The organism is Promicromonospora sp. NPDC090134 (assembly GCF_044746965.1).
Taxonomy (GTDB): Bacteria; Actinomycetota; Actinomycetes; order Actinomycetales; family Cellulomonadaceae; genus Promicromonospora.
On the sequence record NZ_JBIVCZ010000001.1, the window covers coordinates 876280 to 894497 of the forward strand.

The 18218-nt window shown below is 71.6% G+C and carries 13 protein-coding genes; 7 read left to right on the forward strand and 6 right to left on the reverse strand.

From position 1 onward, the window contains the following. The first annotated feature begins 67 nt into the window (after positions 1–67). The gene (locus ACIPN7_RS03790; protein WP_400538117.1) at positions 68–1696 is read left to right on the forward strand and encodes a UxaA family hydrolase; all 1629 of its coding nucleotides are present in this window, start codon (positions 68–70) and stop codon (positions 1694–1696) included. Between the two features lie 36 nt (positions 1697–1732). Next, positions 1733–2023: a ribosomal protein L7/L12 gene (locus ACIPN7_RS03795; RefSeq protein WP_400538119.1), complete on the forward strand. Its 291-nt coding sequence runs from the start codon at positions 1733–1735 to the stop codon at positions 2021–2023. 58 nt (positions 2024–2081) lie between these two features. On the opposite strand, the gene ACIPN7_RS03800 is transcribed toward ACIPN7_RS03795, so the two are convergent. The 3 genes from ACIPN7_RS03800 to ACIPN7_RS03810 are packed head-to-tail and all read right to left on the reverse strand — an operon-like array spanning position 2082 to position 8000. Then, entirely contained in the window at positions 2082–4241 is a 2160-nt protein-coding gene (locus ACIPN7_RS03800) for a discoidin domain-containing protein (RefSeq protein ID WP_400538121.1), read from the reverse strand. Then, entirely contained in the window at positions 4238–5662 is a 1425-nt protein-coding gene (locus tag ACIPN7_RS03805; RefSeq protein WP_400538123.1) for a DUF1996 domain-containing protein, read from the reverse strand. Before ACIPN7_RS03805 ends, ACIPN7_RS03800 begins: the two co-directional genes overlap by 4 nt. A 49-nt stretch (positions 5663–5711) precedes the next feature. After that, a complete protein-coding gene (locus ACIPN7_RS03810) occupies positions 5712–8000 on the reverse strand; it encodes a discoidin domain-containing protein (RefSeq protein ID WP_400538125.1) in 2289 nt (762 codons plus the stop codon). A gap of 311 nt (positions 8001–8311) precedes the next feature. Between ACIPN7_RS03810 and ACIPN7_RS03815 the strand changes: the two genes are divergently transcribed. Continuing rightward, positions 8312–9358 carry a LacI family DNA-binding transcriptional regulator gene (locus ACIPN7_RS03815; RefSeq protein WP_400538127.1) on the forward strand — a complete coding sequence of 349 codons (1047 nt, stop codon included), beginning with the start codon at positions 8312–8314 and terminating at the stop codon, positions 9356–9358. 66 nt (positions 9359–9424) lie between these two features. Here the strand turns inward: ACIPN7_RS03815 and ACIPN7_RS03820 are convergent, their stop codons facing one another. Next, on the reverse strand, positions 9425–10612 hold the full coding sequence (locus tag ACIPN7_RS03820; protein WP_400538129.1) for a Fic family protein: 1188 nt from the start codon (positions 10610–10612) through the stop codon (positions 9425–9427). 331 nt (positions 10613–10943) lie between these two features. Here ACIPN7_RS03820 and ACIPN7_RS03825 point away from each other — a divergent pair, with 331 nt between their 5' ends. After that, on the forward strand, positions 10944–11882 hold the full coding sequence (locus ACIPN7_RS03825; protein ID WP_400538131.1) for a glycoside hydrolase family 19 protein: 939 nt from the start codon (positions 10944–10946) through the stop codon (positions 11880–11882). A 252-nt stretch (positions 11883–12134) separates the two neighbouring features. On the opposite strand, the gene ACIPN7_RS03830 is transcribed toward ACIPN7_RS03825, so the two are convergent. Next, complete coding sequence (locus ACIPN7_RS03830; RefSeq protein WP_400538133.1) at positions 12135–14285, reverse strand: hypothetical protein; 2151 nt, start codon at positions 14283–14285, stop codon at positions 12135–12137. 63 nt (positions 14286–14348) lie between these two features. Here ACIPN7_RS03830 and ACIPN7_RS03835 point away from each other — a divergent pair, with 63 nt between their 5' ends. Together ACIPN7_RS03835 and ACIPN7_RS03840 are read left to right on the forward strand one after the other, a co-directional pair. Beyond that, positions 14349–15404: an aldo/keto reductase gene (locus ACIPN7_RS03835; RefSeq protein WP_400538135.1), complete on the forward strand. Its 1056-nt coding sequence runs from the start codon at positions 14349–14351 to the stop codon at positions 15402–15404. Between the two features lie 200 nt (positions 15405–15604). Then, a complete protein-coding gene (locus ACIPN7_RS03840) occupies positions 15605–16843 on the forward strand; it encodes an NAD(P)/FAD-dependent oxidoreductase (protein ID WP_400538137.1) in 1239 nt (412 codons plus the stop codon). On the opposite strand, the gene ACIPN7_RS03845 is transcribed toward ACIPN7_RS03840, so the two are convergent. Continuing rightward, positions 16818–17612 (reverse strand): TetR/AcrR family transcriptional regulator, encoded by a 795-nt coding sequence (locus tag ACIPN7_RS03845; RefSeq protein ID WP_400538139.1) that lies wholly within the window; start codon positions 17610–17612, stop codon positions 16818–16820. The genes ACIPN7_RS03840 and ACIPN7_RS03845 overlap by 26 nt on opposite strands. Before the next feature lie 105 nt (positions 17613–17717). On the opposite strand from ACIPN7_RS03845, the gene ACIPN7_RS03850 reads away from it, so the two are divergent. Next, positions 17718–18215, forward strand: coding sequence for a nitroreductase family deazaflavin-dependent oxidoreductase (locus ACIPN7_RS03850; protein WP_400538141.1), 498 nt, complete (start codon positions 17718–17720; stop codon positions 18213–18215). The last annotated feature ends 3 nt before the right edge of the window (positions 18216–18218 follow it).

An 18218-nucleotide genomic window follows, 5' to 3' on the forward strand; every position in this document is an offset into this window, starting at 1 on the left:
ACCACGTGTCAGACGTACAGGTCACCCGGGTGACCTGTACGTCTGACACGTTCCGGACGTCGGTAGGATGAAACGGTTCAGAGGAGAGGTGCCACAGGTGTCACATGATCTGCTCGTGCTGCGGGAGGGCGACGACGTCGCCGTCGCCACGCTCGACCTGAGCCCCGGCGATGCCGTCGTGGTTCCCGGGGGCGGTCCGTTGGCCGTGCGGCAGCCGGTGCCGCGGGGGCACAAGATCGCGCTGCGGTCGGTGCCGGTGGGTGGCCGGGTGCGCAAGTACGGGCAGGCCATCGGGGTCGCCACCACCGACATCGGCCCCGGTGATCACGTGCACTCCCACAACCTCGGGTTCGAGGACGGGTCGCGGGAGGCGCCCCTCGGCGGCACGCACCACGACCTCCCCGTGCCCGACGACGAGCCCCGGCCCACCTTCCGCGGGTACCGCCGGGCCGACGGCCGCGTCGGGACCCGGAACTTCGTGGCGATCCTGACCAGCGTGAACTGCTCGGCCTCGACGGCCAAGATGATCGCCGACCAGTTCCGCGGCAACGTGCTGGACGAGTTCGAGAACGTCGACGGTGTCATCGCCCTGACCCACACCTCCGGGTGCGGCCTGGTCCCGGACTCCGAGGGCGGGCAGATCCTGCTGCGCACCCTGCGGGGATACGCCGCGCACCCCAACGTCGCCGGCCTGCTGGTGCTGGGGCTGGGCTGCGAGATGGTCCCCGGCGCGGCGCTGTCGGCCCGGTCGGGGCAGGTCGCCGACCTCGGGATGCCCGGCATCGGCGCCCCCGACGACACGCGGTCCGGGCTGCTGGCCGCGATCGCGGACGACACCGTGGTGCGGTCCCTGACCATCCAGGAGACCGGCGGCGTGCGGGCCTCGGTGCGCGCCGGTGTCGCCGCGGTCCGCGAGATGCTGCCCCTGGTCAACCAGCGGGAGCGCGTCGAGTGCGACGTGTCCGAGCTGGTCCTCGCGCTGAACTGCGGCGGGTCGGACGGCTACTCCGGGATCACGGCCAACCCCGCGCTCGGCTGGGCCTCGGACCGCCTGGTCGCCTACGGCGCCACCTCGGTGCTGGCCGAGACCCCCGAGGTGTACGGCGCCGAGCACCTGCTCACCGCGCGGGCCACCGAGACCGCCGTCGCGAAGAAGCTCCTGGACCGGATCGACTGGTGGCGCGACTACGTCGCCGCCGGTGGCGGCACGCTGGACAACAACCCCTCGCCGGGCAACAAGGCGGGCGGCCTGACCACCATCCTGGAGAAGTCGTTGGGGGCGGTGGCCAAGGGCGGGCAGGCCGACCTGGGCGCCGTGTACGAGTACGCCGAGCCCATCACCCAGCGCGGGTTCGCCTTCATGGACACCCCCGGGTACGACCCGGTCTCCGTGACGGGCCTGGTCGCGGGCGGCGCCAACGTCGTCGTCTTCACCACCGGCCGCGGGTCAGTGTTCGGGTGCCGCCCGACCCCGTCGATCAAGGTCGCGACCAACACCCCGATGTACTCGGTGATGTCCGAGGACATGGACCTCAACGCGGGCGTGATCGTCGACGGCACCGCGACCGTCGCCGACGTGGGCCGGCAGATCTTCGACCGCATCCTCGCCGTCGCCTCCGGGCAGCAGACCGTCAGCGAGGAGCTGGAGATCGGCGCCGAGGAGTTCATCCCCTGGCACATCGGCGCCGTCACCTGATCCCGGGCGCCCGAGACCGCGGTTAGGGTCCCGGGTATGGAAATCCTCGTGATGCTGGTCGTTGTGCTGCTGGTTCTCAACTGGATCTCCGCCAGCGGGCACCGGCGTGCGCAGCAGGCGGCGCTGGACAAGCTCGACCGCAAGATCGACCTCGTCATGGCGCAGGTCGGTGTGGTCGTGCCCGAGCCGGAGGGGATGTCGGAGGTCGACATGCTGATCCGGGCCGACCGCAAGATCCAGGCGATCAAGCGCTACCGGGAGATCACGGGCGACGGCCTCGCCGAGGCCAAGGCCGCGGTGGACCGTCGCGAGCAGACCCTGAGCTGACGGGCATGGTGGGCGTGATCGCCTCCTGAGACAGGCGACGATCACGCCCACGCGCACGCTACGGGTAGCTCACCACCTTCGCCGGGATCGTCTCCGTGCCCGCCGCGCGCGGGCCCACGCCGTTGATGACGTGCTCGTACGTGCCCACCCCGCCGAGCGACACGGTGAGCAGCGAGTGCATCCGCACTCCCGGCGTGACCGGCACCTCGAAGCCGTTGTCCGAGGTGATGGAGGCGTCCGAGGTGAACACGCAGTACGAGCCCAGACCCCAGGCCTCGTGCTGCGTCACGCCGTCCGCGACCTTGTACGCCGCCCAGCCCCGGACGCCGTCGTGGTTCCACGCCGCCTGGTTCGGCGGGTCGTACGGCAGCTCGTTCTGGTAGAAGATCGTGCGGCCGCGCTCCCCGGTCCACAGGGTGTTGTACTCCTGGTAGTGCTCCACGAAGAGCCCGTACCCGTCCACGTCGTCGCCGTTGACCACCAGGCCGTTGCGCGCGGTGTTCACGTCCCAGCCCACGCCGTCGCCGTGGTCGCCGCGCCACGACCAGATGTGGTCCACGATCGTGTCGTCGGCGTTCACCACGATCGCCTGGTCCACCCGCCCGGCGTGCGCACCGCCCACGCGGACGAACACGTCGTGCAGCGAGATCGGGTCGTCGGCGTGGTCCGCCGTCGACCCCGGGGCGCCGATGGTGAGCATGGACGGCGACTCTGCCGCGCCGGCGTCGAACAGCACGCCGGCGACGCGGACGCCGTCCACGTCGGCCACCCGCATCGCCGTCTGGCCGGCCGTCGGCACGATCGTGGCGTACCCGAGCCCGAGCACGACGGTGTCGGCGCGGTCCACCTCGATGGTCCCGGTGGTCTCGTAGATCCCCGGCGTGAGCAGCAGGTGCAGGCCCTGGTCGAGCGCCTGGTTGATCCGCTCTGCGGAGTCCCCGGGCCGGGCCACGTAGAACTGGTCCAGCGGGATCGAGGTGCCCGACGTCGTCCCGCCGTCCCACGTCGCGCCGCGCGTGCCCGACCGGGCCGACGGCACGAAGACCGCGTAGTCGTCCCCGTCCAGGTAGAGGTACGGCTTCTCGCGGATGATGCCCGTGGTGTCCAGGGTGGTCACCGCGGGTTCGGGGAACGACGTCGGCGGGGCGTTCTCGACGCCGGAGAACACCATGTTCCACAGCGTCCCGGCCCAGCCGCCCGTGAGCGTCGAGTCGCGGGTGTACCACTGCTGCTGGGTCCAGGCGCGAACCTGCCCGTCGACCACGGAGTCGGCGATGTAGCCGCCCGACGCCCAGCCGTACCGCGACGAGTGCAGCATGAGGTTGCCCTTGACGTGCACCCGGCGCATCGGCGCGGCCTGGGAGACGGCCCACCGCATGTCCCCGCCGGACGGCGTCACGGCCAGGTTCTCGACGGAACGCCAGAAGTTCTGCGTGGCGTTGCCCTCGAACCACTCGGCGTCGGCCCAGACGCCACCGGTGATGTTCACGTCGTCGGGCCTCGCCCCCAGACCGGAGATCGAGGTGTGGAAACCGGCGTTGACGTGCACCGGGTAGGTGCCCGGCTCGAAGAGGAACTGATGCCGCCCGTCGCCGAACTGGTCCGCCTCCTGCTGGTCGTAGACGGCGTCCACGGCCGCCTGGACCTGGGCCGTCGGGGTGTCCGGGCCGAAGACGTGCACGTTCGGCCCGAGGTCGCCGCCGCCCGGGATCGGGTCGCCGGGCACGGTGCCGCCGTCGCCGGTGAACACCTTGAGCTCCCAGAGCGAGTACCCGTACCCGGTGCCCCGCTCGGTGCCGGTGAGCCGCACGTACCGGCCCGAACCGGCGACGTCGAGGGACTGGTTGCCGCCGGTCCCGTCCGTGACGGTCTTGAGCGTCCGCCACATGGTGCCGTCGTCGGAGGCCTCGATCCGGAAGTCCCTGCCGTACGCGGTCTCCCAGGAGAGCTCGACACGGCACAGGTCCGAGGCCGTGCCGAGGTCGACCCGGATCCACTGCGGGTCGGAGGCCGCGCTGCTCCAGCGGGTGCCGGGGTCGCCGTCGACGGCCGAGGCCGCGCCGAACGGGCCCTCCGTGGACGACGCCGTGGCCGGCCGCCCGAGCGCCGCGTTCGTGGTGCCGCAGGCGGCCGCAGCCGGCGCAGCCGCCGCCGTCAGCGGCGCCGCCACGCAGGCCGCGACCGCCGCGGCCGCCAGCCAGACCCGGCCCGCTCTCATGAAGCCACCTCCTCGCGTGCGGCCGTGGTCTCGGGCACGAGCTCGTAGTTCTCGTCGAGCACGGTGCCGCGGTGCGGCTTGTAGAGGTCGTAGCCGCGCGGGTTGCACTGCAGGCCGCCGTTGATGCAGTGCTCCACGAGCCGGCGGAGCACCTCGGGGTCCCAGGCGTTGACGAAGTCGTAGTGCCACGACTGGTCGGACCCGCTCACCAGCGCGACGTCGGACATGTCACCGCTCACCGGCCACGCGATCTTGAACTCCAGCATCGGGACGGCGACCGGGTGGCTCATGGGGCACTGGCCCGCCTCCGGGTACGCCATGTGCGAGCCGTGGCCCATGTGCGCCGACTCCTCCGGCGTCAGGTGCATCCCGTCCCAGCAGCTCGGCGCCTGGTACCGGATGTTGAGCTGGGTGCCCTCGGGGCAGTGGGCCGGGATCTCCCAGCTCTTGGAGATGTCGCCGCACTCCCAGCCCTCGACGGCGCCCGGCGCGGTGCGGAACTCCTCGACCGTCGCCATCATGTCGCCGGTCACGAACTGGAGGCCCTCCGGGAACGGCACCACGTCCTGGTAGTCGTCGATGCCCGACTTGTAGTAGACGGTCATGGGGATGTTCGGCTCGACCGGCACGCCGCCCTTGGTGATCGCGGGGAACCAGTAGGCCGAGTGGTCCTGCGGCACCGTGCAGGTGCTCTCCGGCATCGCGTTCAGGCTCGTCGGCGTGGTGAACGCGTCCGTCGACCGGTTGCCGATGAACGTGTGCAGGTGCGACCGGCCCGGCTGGTTCGGGTACACGATCGAGTCGTCCGGCAGGAAGTGCGAGAACTCGCAGTTCGCCTGGAACTCGTGGTGCGTCACCTCGTCACCGGGGAACGGCGGCGGGTCCTCCGGCCCGCCGGCCTCGCCGTCGCCGAACACCTGGAGCTCCAGGAGCGAGTAGCCGTAGCCGGTGCCGCGGGCCGTGCCGACGAGCTGCACGTAGCGGCCGGTGGCGGTGATGTCGTAGACCTCGGTGCCGCCGGTCCCGGCGCCCTCGGTGACCACGGTGGTCCAGTTCTGGGCGTCGGCGGAGACCTGCAGCGTGAAAGCCGCGCCGTACGCGGCCTCCCACTCCAGGGCCACGTGGTCCAGCGCGTACGACCGGCCCAGGTCGATCCGGATCCACTCGTCGTCCGTGGGGGCGCTGGCCCAGCGGGTGGTGCGGTCGCCGTCGACCGCGAACCGCGGCCCGAGGCCGCCGGACTCCGAGCTGGACGCCGCCGTGAGCGCGCCCTGCGAGAGCAGGGTGTTCGGCTCGGCGACAGCGGTGGTGGCGCCGATGGCGCCCGCCGCGCTCAGGGTCGAGGCGAGCAGTGCGGTGGCGGCCAGGCCGCCCAGGACGCGAGGTCTGAGGTCGCGGGGTGTGCGGAGTGCTGTGCGCATGGTTCCTCCTTCGGTGGTGGTGTGCCTTGCTGACCCGTCACTGCCGTGCTCACTGCTGGTAGACGCCGACCTCGTACAGGGAGTAGCCCCACTCCGTGCCGCGCTCGGTGAGGTTGAGCCGCACGTACCGGCCCGTCCCGGCCACGTCCAGGCTGTCGACGCCGCCGTTGCCGCCCGTCACGGTGCGGACCGTGGTCCAGGCGTTCCCGTCGTTCGACGTCTGCACCTGGTACGACTTGCCGTAGGCCGTCTCCCAGACGAGCTGCACGTGGTCGAACGACTGCACCGAGCCGAGGTCGATCTGGTACCAGGCGGTCGGGCCCCACTCGCTGGCCCAGCGCGTCGTGGCGTCGCCGTCGACGGCGCGACCGGGCGTCCAGTCGCCGTTCCACGGGTCGAAGCTGGAGGCCGTCGCCGTCTTGCCGCGAGCGATGTTCGTCCCGTCCACCGGGGGCGCGACGACGCGGAACGACCGCGTCTCCACGCCCACGTTGCCGTGGCCGTCCTCGGCGAACACGTAGACCTTCCAGACACCGAGCATCTCGGGCGCCGTGACCCGGAACGTGCCGGGCGCCGTCTGGTCGAAGTCCGCCTGCGCGATGCCGCCCGCGTTGTTGACGTACTTGCTGTTCAGCATCACGTTGGCGTCGATCGGGTCGCCGTCGGGGTCGGTCACGTCCACGCTGACGGTGAACTCCTCGCCGGCGGCGACCGCCGTCGAACCCGCGACGTTCATCGCGGTGATGCGCGGCGGGGTGTTCATGCCGGAGGTGTCGACGCCCCAGGCCCGCGCGATGGAGTAGTAGCCGAGGCGCTTGTTGTCGCCCGGGAGGACGTTGAACCACACGCCGCCGAAGTCGCCCTCGATGCCGTAGTGGAAGAACGTGGCGCCCAGCGCGACGCCGTCGTGCTCCCGCAGGCAGCGCCATGAGTCCACGTACGCCTGCTCCTTCTCCAGGTCGGTCGGCTCGTCGGGCACGCCGTTCGCGTCGTCCGGCACCTCCCACTCACCGGCCGCGCCGCCCTCGGTGATGATGTACGGCCGGTCGTAGCCGCCGGCCTCCCAGGCCGCGGGCACGTTGCACAGGTCGCCGTACGCGTTGACCGAGAGCAGGTCCAGGTCCGGGGCGTTGCGCTCGATGTACGGCCAGGCGCCGACCCACGCGTCGGTGCTGGTGGTCGGGTGCTTCGTGTCGGCCTGGTGGACGGCGACGCTCACCTCGTTGACGAAGGCCGCGTACGCGTTGCGGATCGCCTCCAGCTCGGCGCCCGAGTAGCAGTTCTGGAGGCCCAGGAGCGACTCGTTGCCGATGTTCCACATGAGCACGCCCGGGTGGTCCTTGTACGCCGCGACCTGGCTCAGGATGTCGGCCTTCGTGGTCGTCCTGTAGCTCGTGTCCGTGCGGTAGTCGATGCAGCCGCCGGACCCGGGACCGCCTCCGGGCAGCAGCCAGAAGCCCATCACCACGCGGACGTCGTGCGCCGCCGCGGAGTCGAGGAGCTGCCGGGTGTCCGCCCCGGTGCCCCAGGTGCGGATCGTGTTGGCGCCCATGGCCGTGAGGGTCGGCATGTAGTGGTCGGCCGTGCTGAACGCCGGACCCCACGTGAAGCCGCGGACGGTGTACGGCTGCCCGTCGACCTCCAGGTCCCAGTCGCCGTTGCCACCCACCACCTCGACGGTGCTCGCGCCCGAGTCCCGCACCGGGACGTTCGGGTGGCCCGGGTTCACGTAGCTCGGGTCACCCGGATCGCCGGGGTCGGTGCTGCCGCCCGCCTCGCCGAAGACGCGCAGCTCCCACAGCGAGTTGCCGTACCCGCCCGAGCGCGCCGTCGAGAGCAGCCGCACGTACCGGGCCGTGCCGTCCACGTCGAAGGTGTCGGTGCCGCCGTCGCCCGAGGTGGTCGAGTACACGGTGGACCAGGACGACCCGTCGGCCGAGACCTGGAACTGGTAGCTCGTCGAGTACGCCGACTCCCAGACCAGCTCCACGTGGTCGAGCGTGGCGGAGCGGCCCAGGTCCACCCGGATCCACTGGGGGTCGCTGAACTCGCTGGCCCAGCGCGTGCCCAGGTCGCCGTCGACGGCGGCGCCCGCGGGCGTGTAGTCGGGGTTCTCCACGGAGGAGGCGGTGGCGGGCCGGCCCTGCGACAGCAGGACCGGCTCCGCCTGTGCGGCGGCGTGCGCCGGCGCTGCGGGCGTCGGCGCTGCGGGCGCCGAGGCGGCGGGCACGACGAGTGCCGCCGCGGCCAGCAGGCCGGTCGCCAGGGCGGCGGCCCCGGCGCGCGTGCCGCGCCTGAGCCTGGCCGCGCGTGCGCCGGGTGATCCGGTGGTGGTCATGGTGTTCCTCTCCGTCCGCCCGTCGGCGGCCAGGTGCGGCGGCCGTGGCGCGGTTCGTCGTTGAGCCTGCGCTCGCGATGCTCCGGTGCGCCGCGAGTTGGGAGAGCGCTCTTACGTCGCCCATCCTTGACCCGTTCTTGGCGGAGCGTCAAGGCCTGGCGCGGGACACTTCACCTGCTGTTTTCTGGTGTTTCCTTGCTTTTGGGCGGTCAAGATTGACTTTGATTCCGACGCCGGACGGCGCGAGATCTGTCGCATCTCATCCGCACGGGCTCCCTCGGAGAGCGCTCTTACTCTGTTACCGTCGGCCTGTGAGCAAGGATCTACGGCGTGCGGCGCCGACCCTGGAGGACGTGGCGAAGGTCGCCGGTGTCTCTCGCGCGACCGTTTCCCGTGTGATCAACGGCAAGCGGAAGGTGGCGCCCGCGGTCCAGGAGGTGGTGCTGGAGGCGGTCGCGGAGACCGGCTACGTGCCCAACCGGGCGGCGCGCTCGCTGGTCACCCGGCGCACGGGCACGGTCGCCGTCGTCATCTCGGGTGCGGACGCAGACCCCGAGGGCGAGCTCGACCTGTCGGGCGTCTTCTCCGACCCGTTCTTCGGCCGGGTCGTGGGGTCGCTCGTGCGGACGCTCCGGCCGCACGACGTGCACCCGGTGCTGATGTTCGCCGACGACGCGCAGACCCGGGGGCAGGTCACCTCCTACCTGCGGTTCGGCAACGCAGACGGTGCCCTGCTGGTCTCCACGTACGCGGACGACCCGCTCCCCGAGGAGCTCATCGGCACCGGCCGGCCCATCGTCCTGTTCGCGCGGCCCGGCCACGCGATCCCGGCGAGCTACGTGGACCTGGCCAACGCCGACGGCGCCCGGATGGCCGCGAACCACCTGCTCGACCGGGGCTGCCGCACGCTCGGCGTGATCTCGGGTCCGCTCGACGTCCCGTCCGCCCGGGACCGGCTCGACGGTTTCCGGGACGCGGCGGCCCGGCGCGGGCACGCCTTCGTCCCCAGCGTGGCGGGGTCGTTCACGTTCGAGAGCGGGGAGTCGGCCATGGCCGAGCTGCTCGCCGCCGCGCCGGACCTCGACGGCGTCTTCGTCTCGAACGACCTCATGGCCCAGGGCGCCATCCACGTGCTCCAGACCCAGGGCCGCCGCGTCCCCGACGACGTCGCGATCGTCGGGTTCGACGACAGCCCCGTGGCCGTGCAGACCCGCCCTCGGCTGACGACGGTGCGGCAGCCCGTGGAGAAGATGGCGGAGGAGATGGCGCGGATGCTGCTGGAGCAGATCGACGCCGACGAGCCGGCCGTGCGCTCGGCGATCTTCGAGCCGATCCTGGTGGTCCGGGACTCGGCGTGAGCCGTCCATACCCACAAGGGGTCACGCGCGGGCGACCCGCAAGAGCCTGGCGATCAGCGAAACTGGTCACGCCTCCAGTGGCGCGGTGATCGCTTCAAGGATGTCGCGGGCAATGAACCGGCGGTTGTAGGTGCCGATCGGTCCGTCCAGGACGCCGAGGGCGACGAGCTTCTCGAATGCCTGGTTCACGCCCTGGAGCGACTTGCCCAGTCGTCGTGCGATACCGGGTGCGGTCACGATCGGAACCTCGATGAGCAGATCGACGATGTCACGAACGATCGCGCCGCGCACATTCGCACCTTTCAGCTGCTCGATGTGTTCACCCCTGATCTTGAGCATCCGGTCGATGCGTTGCGCGGTGTCGGTTGCGGACGCTTCGAGCCCCGTGCTGAAGAAGCGGATCCACGGAACCCAGTCTCCGGTCGCGGAGACGTGCGCAAGGTGGTCCTGGTATTCGCTGCGGCGCGCTTCGAACCATGGCGACACGGTGAGGAGCGGTTCGTCGATCACTCCGTCGACCATGAGCTGCAGGACGATGAGAAGTCGGCCGATCCGCCCGTTCCCGTCGTTGAACGGGTGGATCGTCTCGAACTGATAATGGGCCGTCGCTGCGGAGATCACCGGCTCCCGTGACTTCCCATCGTTGATCCAGTCGGACAGGTCACGGAGTGCTGGTTCTATCCCGTAGTCGGGTGGCATGGGAATGAAGCGCGCATCCTCGACGCGGCCACTCGGGCTTCCGATGACCACCTGGGTGGTTCTAACGCTTCCGGCGTCGTGGGTATCGGCGCTCGTGCCTCGGACCAATGTCTTCTGGGTCTCCGCGAAGAGGGCGACGGAAACCTGGCGATACTGGTGTACCCAGCGGAACGCCGGGTCGGCAGCCTCCACATAGTTCATGACCTCGCGAAGCTCGGCGCTCCCGGACGGTTGTGCCGCGGCTTCAGCGGCGAGGACCTCTTCAATCGGAGCGTAGGTACCTTCGAGGGCTGACGTGCTCTGGGCTTCTCTCCGGAGCGTCGGTCGACGCAGGATCCCCGGGTTGGGGATCTGACGCGATGCCTGATCGAGCCTGGCAAGCGCTCGGCCGGCGTTGGCGACCATCTTCCACGTCGCACCATCGAGCTCCGGTTCCTGGCCCAGCGGGTTGGCGACAAATGCGTGATGTTCGAAGGCGCGGTTGTGGCGACGATCGTGCCCTGAGATGGGTACGAGGCGTCCGACGGGACTGGAGCTGAAGCTCGTGATCTTCACCCCGCTAGGCTAGGCGACTAGTTATGTCGTCGCAGTGGGGAAGTCAGCGGCAACTGAATTCTCCCGGCAAGATATCAGCGGAAGGCCCGTTCCGCTGATGTTTGGGTGGGAAACTCAGCGCTGGCTGATGTTCCGATGTGCCGTCGCGCCCTGGTCGAGATCAGCGCGCCCCATCCTGGTGGTTCGCGACTCGGCGTGACCTGACCCGTCACGTACGGGTCGTGCGTGTGGGAATCCCTCACGCCTCATCCGGACGCATCTTGCTAGGTTCCTGAACAAATCGGCCGTCGGTGTCGACGACGGCCCAGGACCCGAAGCGAGGTGGTTCCCCGTGAGAGCTCGTCGCGTACCGCTCTTTGTCGCAACCCTTGTCGCCGCACTCCTGACGACCGGGGTCGTCGCAGTCCCCGGTTCGGCGGCCACCGCAGGCGGCTCTGCCGCTCCCGCCGCGGTCGCCGACTGCAGCGCGCCCGCCTGGAGCGCCGGCGCCGTCTACGTCGGCGGAAACCTCGTCACGCACGCCGGCGCCTCGTGGCGCGCCAAGTGGTGGACCCAGGGCGAGACGCCCGGCACCACCGGCGAGTGGGGTGTGTGGGAGCGGGTCGGCACCTGCGACGGCGGTGAGCCGCCGGTCGACCCGCCCGGCACCGACGACTTCCCGGTCAGCCAGGCTCAGTTCAACTCGTTCTTCCCCAACCGGAACTCGTTCTACACCTACGCGGGCCTCGTCGACGCGCTCAGCGCATACCCCGGGTTCGCCAACAGCGGCAGCGAGACCGTCCAGAAGCGCGAGGCGGCGGCGTTCCTCGCCAACGTCTCGCACGAGACCGGCGGCCTGGTCCACATCGTCGAGCAGAACACCGCGAACTACCCGCACTACTGCGACACGTCCCAGCCCTACGGCTGCCCGGCCGGCAACGACCAGTACTACGGTCGCGGACCCGTCCAGCTCAGCTGGAACTTCAACTACAAGGCCGCCGGCGACGCCCTCGGCATCGACCTGCTGAACAACCCCAGCCTGGTCTCGACCAACTCGGCGATCGCCTGGAAGACCGGCCTCTGGTACTGGAACACCCAGAACGGCCCGGGCACCATGACGCCGCACAACGCCATCGTGAACGGCGCCGGGTTCGGCGAGACCATCCGGAGCATCAACGGCTCCATCGAGTGCAACGGCGGCAACCCGGCCCAGGTGCAGAGCCGCGTGGACACCTACCTGCGGTTCACCAGCGCCCTGGGCGTCGACCCGGGCGGCAACCTCTACTGCTGACCGCTGACCCGCTGACCCGACCGGGCCAGATCCGTTGACCACAGCAGCTGCTGCCAGGAGCACGGCCGTCCTGGCAGCAGCTGCTGTGGTCAACGACGCCGGGCGACGACGCCGGACGGCGACGCCGGGCGGCGCCGTCGGCGCCGTCGGCGCCGGGCAAGAAGGCGGGCGAGGAGAGCGCGGCGACTAGGTTTCATCCGAAGTATGAGAAGGAAGCCGCCGCATGGCCTCGCCCGGGGCACACCTTAGACGTCAGGCCGGCACGAGGTCGAGCAGGTTCTGGGTCGTCACCACGCGAGAGCCCTCCGGCAGGTCCTCCGGGGCGTCGAAGCCGAGGTAGGTGACCGGTCCGGTGCCCTGCGGCAGCTCGTGGTGCACCTTCACGCCGTCGGCCCGGAGCAGGTCCACCAGGTAGCGCACCGTGAGGTAGCGGCGCGCAGCGATGTCCCGGACCAGTGTCGTCGTGGTGACGCGATGCCCCTCCACGGTGTTGAACCTCGACCTTCCGCGGAGGTTCAGGTGCAGCCAGAGCGCCTCCCAGCCGTCCCCGCCCCGGAGGAAGGCCGCCGGGATCGCCACCCGGCCCTGGCCCGCGAGGTCCGACTTCAGGCGGACCGTCGCCGGCTCGAACGGCAGCCCGGTTTGCGCGACGTCGCGCGTCATGAACCCGAAGAAGCCCTCGGCGACCTCGTCGAACCGCTCACCCGAGTACACGTGCACCTCCGGCACGACGACGTCCCGCCGGATCCCGGACAGCTTGACGTCGACGAACTCCGTGGCACCGTCCGGGGCCTCGGTGAGATCGCCGGAGTGCACGAAGCCGCCGCCGCGCAGCCGGGTCCACGAGACGTGCTCGGCGTCGGTGAACTCGCGGTCCAGCAGCAGGCAGGACAGGTCGAGGTCGGTGTCCGTGGCCTGCTGCCGCCAGTGCACGAAGAACCGCAGCAGCTCATCGGTCACGCGGGTCCGCGAGCCACGGGGCAGCACCCCGGCGCCGTCGGGCCGGGCCCGTGCCGACAGCGGGAGGGCCACGTCGAGGAAGTCGGGCTCGACCACCAGGTCCTGCGGCCTCGGCACCCGGCGGAGCACCTCGGCGTCGCAGGCGCGGGCCAGCGCCGCCACGGCGTCCGCGGGCAGGTCCGCGCGCTCGTCGGGCACGGCCCACGCCCCGCCCTGCCGGTTGACGAAGACGCGCCGGTCGCGGTCCGGACGGCGCCGGTTCTCCAGGTGCTCGCGCAGCCCGAGGACGACGCGGCCGGACACCCCGGGCAGCGCCCGCACCAAGGCGTCGGCCACGGCGGTCGCCTCGGCGTCGTCCGCCGCCGAACGCAGCAGGTGGTCCGCGCGCCGCACGAGCGTGCCGGGCGCCGCGGCGAGCAGCCGCAACGCCTCCGCCCGGGCACCCGAGGCGAACGACCGCTCGACCCGGGCGGCCAGGGACGGCGCGTCCTCGTCGCCGCGGGCGACGGCGAAGACCCGAGCGCCGGGGCCACGGTGCTCGTGCGGGTGCAGCCGCTCGCCGAGCCGCTTCCACGCCTCCCGGTGCGCCGCGACGTCGCCGAGCTTCGCGGGCGACGCCGCCACGACCGCGTCGAGCGTTCCGAGCAGCACGCGCCGGACGGGGCGCGGCAGCGACCGGAACCGGGTGGCCGCCTCCAGCGTCACGTCCCCGCCGGACAGGGCGCAGGCCAGCCGGAGGACGTCGGTGACCGTGTCGGCCTGGACCTCGCGGCCGTACAGCACGTGGGTGGCGTTGACGATCGCGCGCGCCGTCCGCGTCGGCACTGTCGCGGGCTGTTCCATGCCACCGCAGTGCTGGGCCAGCAGCGCGAGCGCGACGAGGTCGGCGTCGGACAGCGGGGTCGTGCTCCCCGCGAGGTGGAGGTAGAGGCGGTGGGCCTCCTCGTCGAGCGTGCCGCCGACGTCGAGCACCGTGCGCCGGTCGCCGAGCGCGGGCACGAACGCGTCGTGCGCCGCGACCATCTCCTCGTAGGTGTGCTGGTACCGGCCGTAGCGGGGCAGGGCGAGCAGGTCGATCCCAGTGCGTCCGGCGAAGACCTTGACGGCACCCGGAACCTCCTGCAGGGCGTCCCGCAGGCACGACACCCAGAAGTCCAGCGTGTCCGGCACGTTCTGCGGGAAGTCCTGGAAGTACGTGTTGTGCTGCACGTGGGCGCCGAGAGCCTCGTGCACGACGGCGAGGGTCTGCACCGCCACCAGCCGCGCGTCCTGCGGCGACAGGGTGCCCAGGTAGCTCAGCAGCCGACCCGAGGCCTTGTAACCCGAGGTCAGGAGCACGGCGTCGAACCGCCGGGCGACCGAGGCGGCGTCACCGGTCGAGACCGCGGTGAGGGGGACCCGCCACGTCCGGCGGACGACCAGGTCGAAGATCTGCGCAGGCATGACGCGCATGGTGGCACGGAACCGTGGTCCGGGCGGACAGGTTTCCCGTGCCACGATTGCCGTATGCCTCTCGCACCCCGGTATCTCGCGGCCGACAACCGCTACGAGACCATGACCTACCGCCGCACCGGACGCTCCGGGCTCGACCTCCCCGCGCTGTCCCTGGGGCTCTGGCACAACTTCGGCGACACCAGCCCGTTCGACACGCAGCGCGCCATCCTGCGCCGTGCGCTCGACCTGGGCGTCACGCACTTCGACCTCGCGAACAACTACGGCCCGTCCTACGGCGCGGCTGAGGCGAACTTCGGCCGGCACCTCGCCGCCGACCTCAAGCCGTACCGCGACGAGCTGATCCTCTCCACGAAGGCCGGCTACGACATGTGGCCCGGCCCCTACGGCGACCACGGCTCGCGCAAGTACCTGCTGGCCAGCCTCGACCAGTCGCTGAACCGCATGGGCGTCGACTACGTCGATGTCTTCTACCACCACCGGCCCGACCCCTCGACGCCGCTCGAGGAGACGATGGGCGCGCTGGCGTCGGCGGTCCAGCAGGGCAAGGCCCTGTACGTGGGCGTCTCCAACTACTCGCCCGCGCGCACCCGTGACGCCGCCCGGATCCTCGGCGAGCTGGGCGTGCCGCTGCTCATCCACCAGCCCTCCTACTCGATGTTCAACCGGCACATCGAGAACCCCGCCCACGAGGACGGGTACGACGGCGTGCAGACCGAGTCGCTGCTCGACGTCGTCGGCGAGCTGGGCGTCGGGACCATCGTGTTCTCCCCGCTGCAGCAGGGCCTGCTGACCAGCAAGTACCTCGCCGGCGCCGCCCCGGCCGGGTCCCGCGCGGCCCGCTCGGACTCGCCGTTCCTCTCGGACCGGGCCCTCACCGAGGACTACCTGGGCCGCGCCAAGGCGCTCAACGAGATCGCCGCGGGCCGCGGGCAGACGCTCGCGCAGCTCGCGCTCGCCTGGGTGCTGCGGGACGAGCGCGTCACGTCGGCGCTCATCGGCGCGTCGTCCGTGGCGCAGCTCGAGGACAACGTCGCGGCGCTCGCGGCGGGGCCGCTCACCAAGGACGAGGTCGTGGCGATCGAGCCGCTGGCGCGCCCGCTGGGCTGACCTGTCGGCACAGCCGCTCGACGCCGTCCGCCCCGGGCACCACACCGGGGCGGACGGCGTCGGCCGCTCCACACCCCCCGTTCCACCGCACTTCACGAGGACGTCGCGCCGAATCGACCGGCGCGGCGGACGATGGGGGGAGTCCGCCGCTCGACGGGGAGGGGTACCGGGGTACTGCACTCGCGAGAAGGAGCACCAGCGTGACCGATACCAAGTCCGCGATCGTCGTCGGGGCCGGCATGGTCGGCCTGTCCACCGCCTGGCACCTGCAGGAACGCGGCGTGGAGGTGACGGTCCTCGACCGGCACGGCGTCGCCGCCGGCTCCTCCTGGGGCAACGCCGGCTGGCTCACCCCGGGCATGGCGATGCCCCTGGCCGACCCGTCGCTCTGGGCCTACGGCCCCCGGGCGATGCTCGATCCCGACGCCGCCCTCAGCGTCCCCTTCCGGTTCGACCGGGCGCTCTGGGGCTTCCTCGCCCGGTTCATGACCCACGCCACGACCGGCGCCTGGCAGCGCGCGATGGCGGCCCTCACCCCGATCGACCGCATGGCGCTGGAGGCGTACGACGAGCTGGAGGCCGGGGGCGTGCACGCGACGTCGTACGCCAGCCCCTGGGTGGTCGGGTTCGAGCGTGAGCAGGAGTCCCGCCCGTTCGTCCACGAGCTGCGGGCGGTCGCGAAGGCTGGTCAGGAGATCAGGCTGTCCCGGGTGCCCGACGGCGTCCGCGTGCCGCACCTCTCCCGGGCGGTCCGGTCGGCCTGGACCCTGGAGGGTCAGCGGTACATCGAGCCGGGGCCGTACGTGGAGGCGCTGGCGACGTCGGTCAGTGCGCGGGGCGCGAAGGTGCTCACGGACGCCCGGGTCACGGCCGTCCGTCCGGCGCCGGGCGGTGGTTCCGACGTCGAGGTGGCCGGCCGGGACGCGCTACGGGCGGACGCCGTCGTGGTCGCCACGGGCGCGTGGCTCCCGGACCTGACCCGGCAGCTCGGTGTGCGCACCCGGGTGCAGGCGGGGCGGGGGTACTCGTTCAGCGTGCCCGTGTCCGGCCCGCCGATCGACCACCCGGTCTACTTCCCGGCCCGCCGCGTGGCCTGCACCCCGTACCAGGGGCGGCTGCGGATCGCCGGGACAATGGAGTTCCGCGGGCCTGACGAGCCCTTCCAGCCCCGGCGCGTCGAGGCCATCGTGAACTCGGTGCGCGGCCTCTTCGAGGGCGTCGACCTCGACTCCCGCGAGGACGAGTGGGTGGGCTCCCGGCCGGTGACGCCGGACGGGCTGCCGCTCGTGGGCCGTGCGGCGGCCCCCGGCGTCTACGTGGCGGGCGGCCACGGGATGTGGGGCATGGTGCTCGGCCCGGCCACCGGCCGCGCGCTGGCGACGCTGATGACCACGGGGGAGACGCCCGAGGAGATCAGGCCGTTCGACCCGCTGCGCTGACCTGCTGTCCGGCCAGCCGGTCAAGGCCGTCGAGGATCAGGTCCAGGCCGAACTCGAACTCGGTCTGGTCGTCGCACCAGCCGAGGGTGGACTCGGGACCCTCGTGCCCGACCTCGGCCAGCATCTCCACCATGTGGGGTGCCTGGTCGGCCATCTGCACGATCATCGCGGTGGCGGCGTCGTCGGCGCCTTCCGTGGTGCCGCCGCGTGCCGCCGCTCCGGCCGCCGTGTCAGCCACCACACCCGCCGCGGCGCCGCCGGGCTCGAAGAGCTCCTGCGAGAACCCGAGCGCCCGGCTGCCCAGGGTGTGCGTGGCGTGGTGGATCAGGTCGTAGCCGAACCCGCCACGCCGCATCAGGCCGAGGAGCGAGTCGAAGTACCGCACGATGTGCAGGCTGAGGGTGGTCCGGCTGCCCAGGACGGTCGGAGCCCACGGGTGACGGAGCAGCACCGCGCGCGCCGTGAGGATCTGCCGGCGCATGGCGGGCTTCCAGGAGGCGGGCGCGGCGTCGTCGGCCAGGGGCTCCAGCCTGCCCACCTCCTCCTGGATCTCCGCCGCGACGACGTCGACCACGCCGTCCAGCAGGTCCTCCTTGTTGGCCACGTGGTGATAGAGCGACATGGCCTCGATCCCGAGCTCGCGGGCCAGGCTGCGCATCGTGAGGGACCCGATGCCGTCGCGGTCCGCGAGGGCCACGGCCGACTCGAGCACCTGGGCGCGGCTCAGGGTGCTGCGTTGCGTCGTGCCTGCCGTCCGGGGTGAAGTCATGGTGTCGCGATCCTACGTCGGCGAGGTGCTTGACCGAATGGTCCTACGGCCCTACCTTACAACGTAAGGCTTACGCCGTAAGTCTCTACGAGAGGGCGGGGCGTCATGTGGGTCTGGATTCTCTGGGTCGCCGTCGGGCTGGTGGTGCTCGGGCTCGGCCTGGCCCTCACGGTCGTGGTGACCATGCGCACCAAGAACCCGCGGGGGCTCGGCGTGATCCGCAGGTTCCACCGCCGGTACACCAACCGGAGCATGCTGCGGGACGCCGGGGAGCCGGGCGCGTACGCCGCCCTGATCCGGCACGTGGGGCGAAGGTCGGGAAAGCCGTACGCGACCCCGATCGGGGTGTACCCGAAGGATGACGGCTTCCTGGTGCTCCTCCCGTACGGTGCCGACGCGGACTGGTTGCGGAACATCCGCGCGACGGGCTCCGCGGAGCTGCGGGCCGACGGACGCACGCACCTGGTGACGCCGCAGGTCGTGGGGCTGGCGGAGGCGCTGCCCTACCTCTCCGCGGGGAACCGCCGGATCGTGCGGCTCCTCGGTCTCGTCGACTTCCTCGTGCTGCGGCCGGCCCCGGTCCCCGCGGGCGACGGTCGGTGAGGG

What these genes read in the sequence shown, in the direction of transcription:
- ACIPN7_RS03795 (WP_400538119.1), top strand. Translation starts at nt 1,733, where the DNA reads ATGGAAATCCTCGTGATGCTGGTCGTTGTGCTGCTGGTTCTCAACTGG.
- ACIPN7_RS03835 (WP_400538135.1), top strand. Translation starts at nt 14,349, where the DNA reads ATGCCTCTCGCACCCCGGTATCTCGCGGCCGACAACCGCTACGAGACC.
- ACIPN7_RS03805 (WP_400538123.1), bottom strand. Translation starts at nt 5,662, where the DNA reads ATGCGCACAGCACTCCGCACACCCCGCGACCTCAGACCTCGCGTCCTG.
- ACIPN7_RS03790 (WP_400538117.1), top strand. Translation starts at nt 68, where the DNA reads ATGAAACGGTTCAGAGGAGAGGTGCCACAGGTGTCACATGATCTGCTC.
- ACIPN7_RS03845 (WP_400538139.1), bottom strand. Translation starts at nt 17,612, where the DNA reads ATGACTTCACCCCGGACGGCAGGCACGACGCAACGCAGCACCCTGAGC.
- ACIPN7_RS03830 (WP_400538133.1), bottom strand. Translation starts at nt 14,285, where the DNA reads ATGCCTGCGCAGATCTTCGACCTGGTCGTCCGCCGGACGTGGCGGGTC.
- ACIPN7_RS03800 (WP_400538121.1), bottom strand. Translation starts at nt 4,241, where the DNA reads ATGAGAGCGGGCCGGGTCTGGCTGGCGGCCGCGGCGGTCGCGGCCTGC.
- ACIPN7_RS03850 (WP_400538141.1), top strand. Translation starts at nt 17,718, where the DNA reads ATGTGGGTCTGGATTCTCTGGGTCGCCGTCGGGCTGGTGGTGCTCGGG.
- ACIPN7_RS03810 (WP_400538125.1), bottom strand. Translation starts at nt 8,000, where the DNA reads ATGACCACCACCGGATCACCCGGCGCACGCGCGGCCAGGCTCAGGCGC.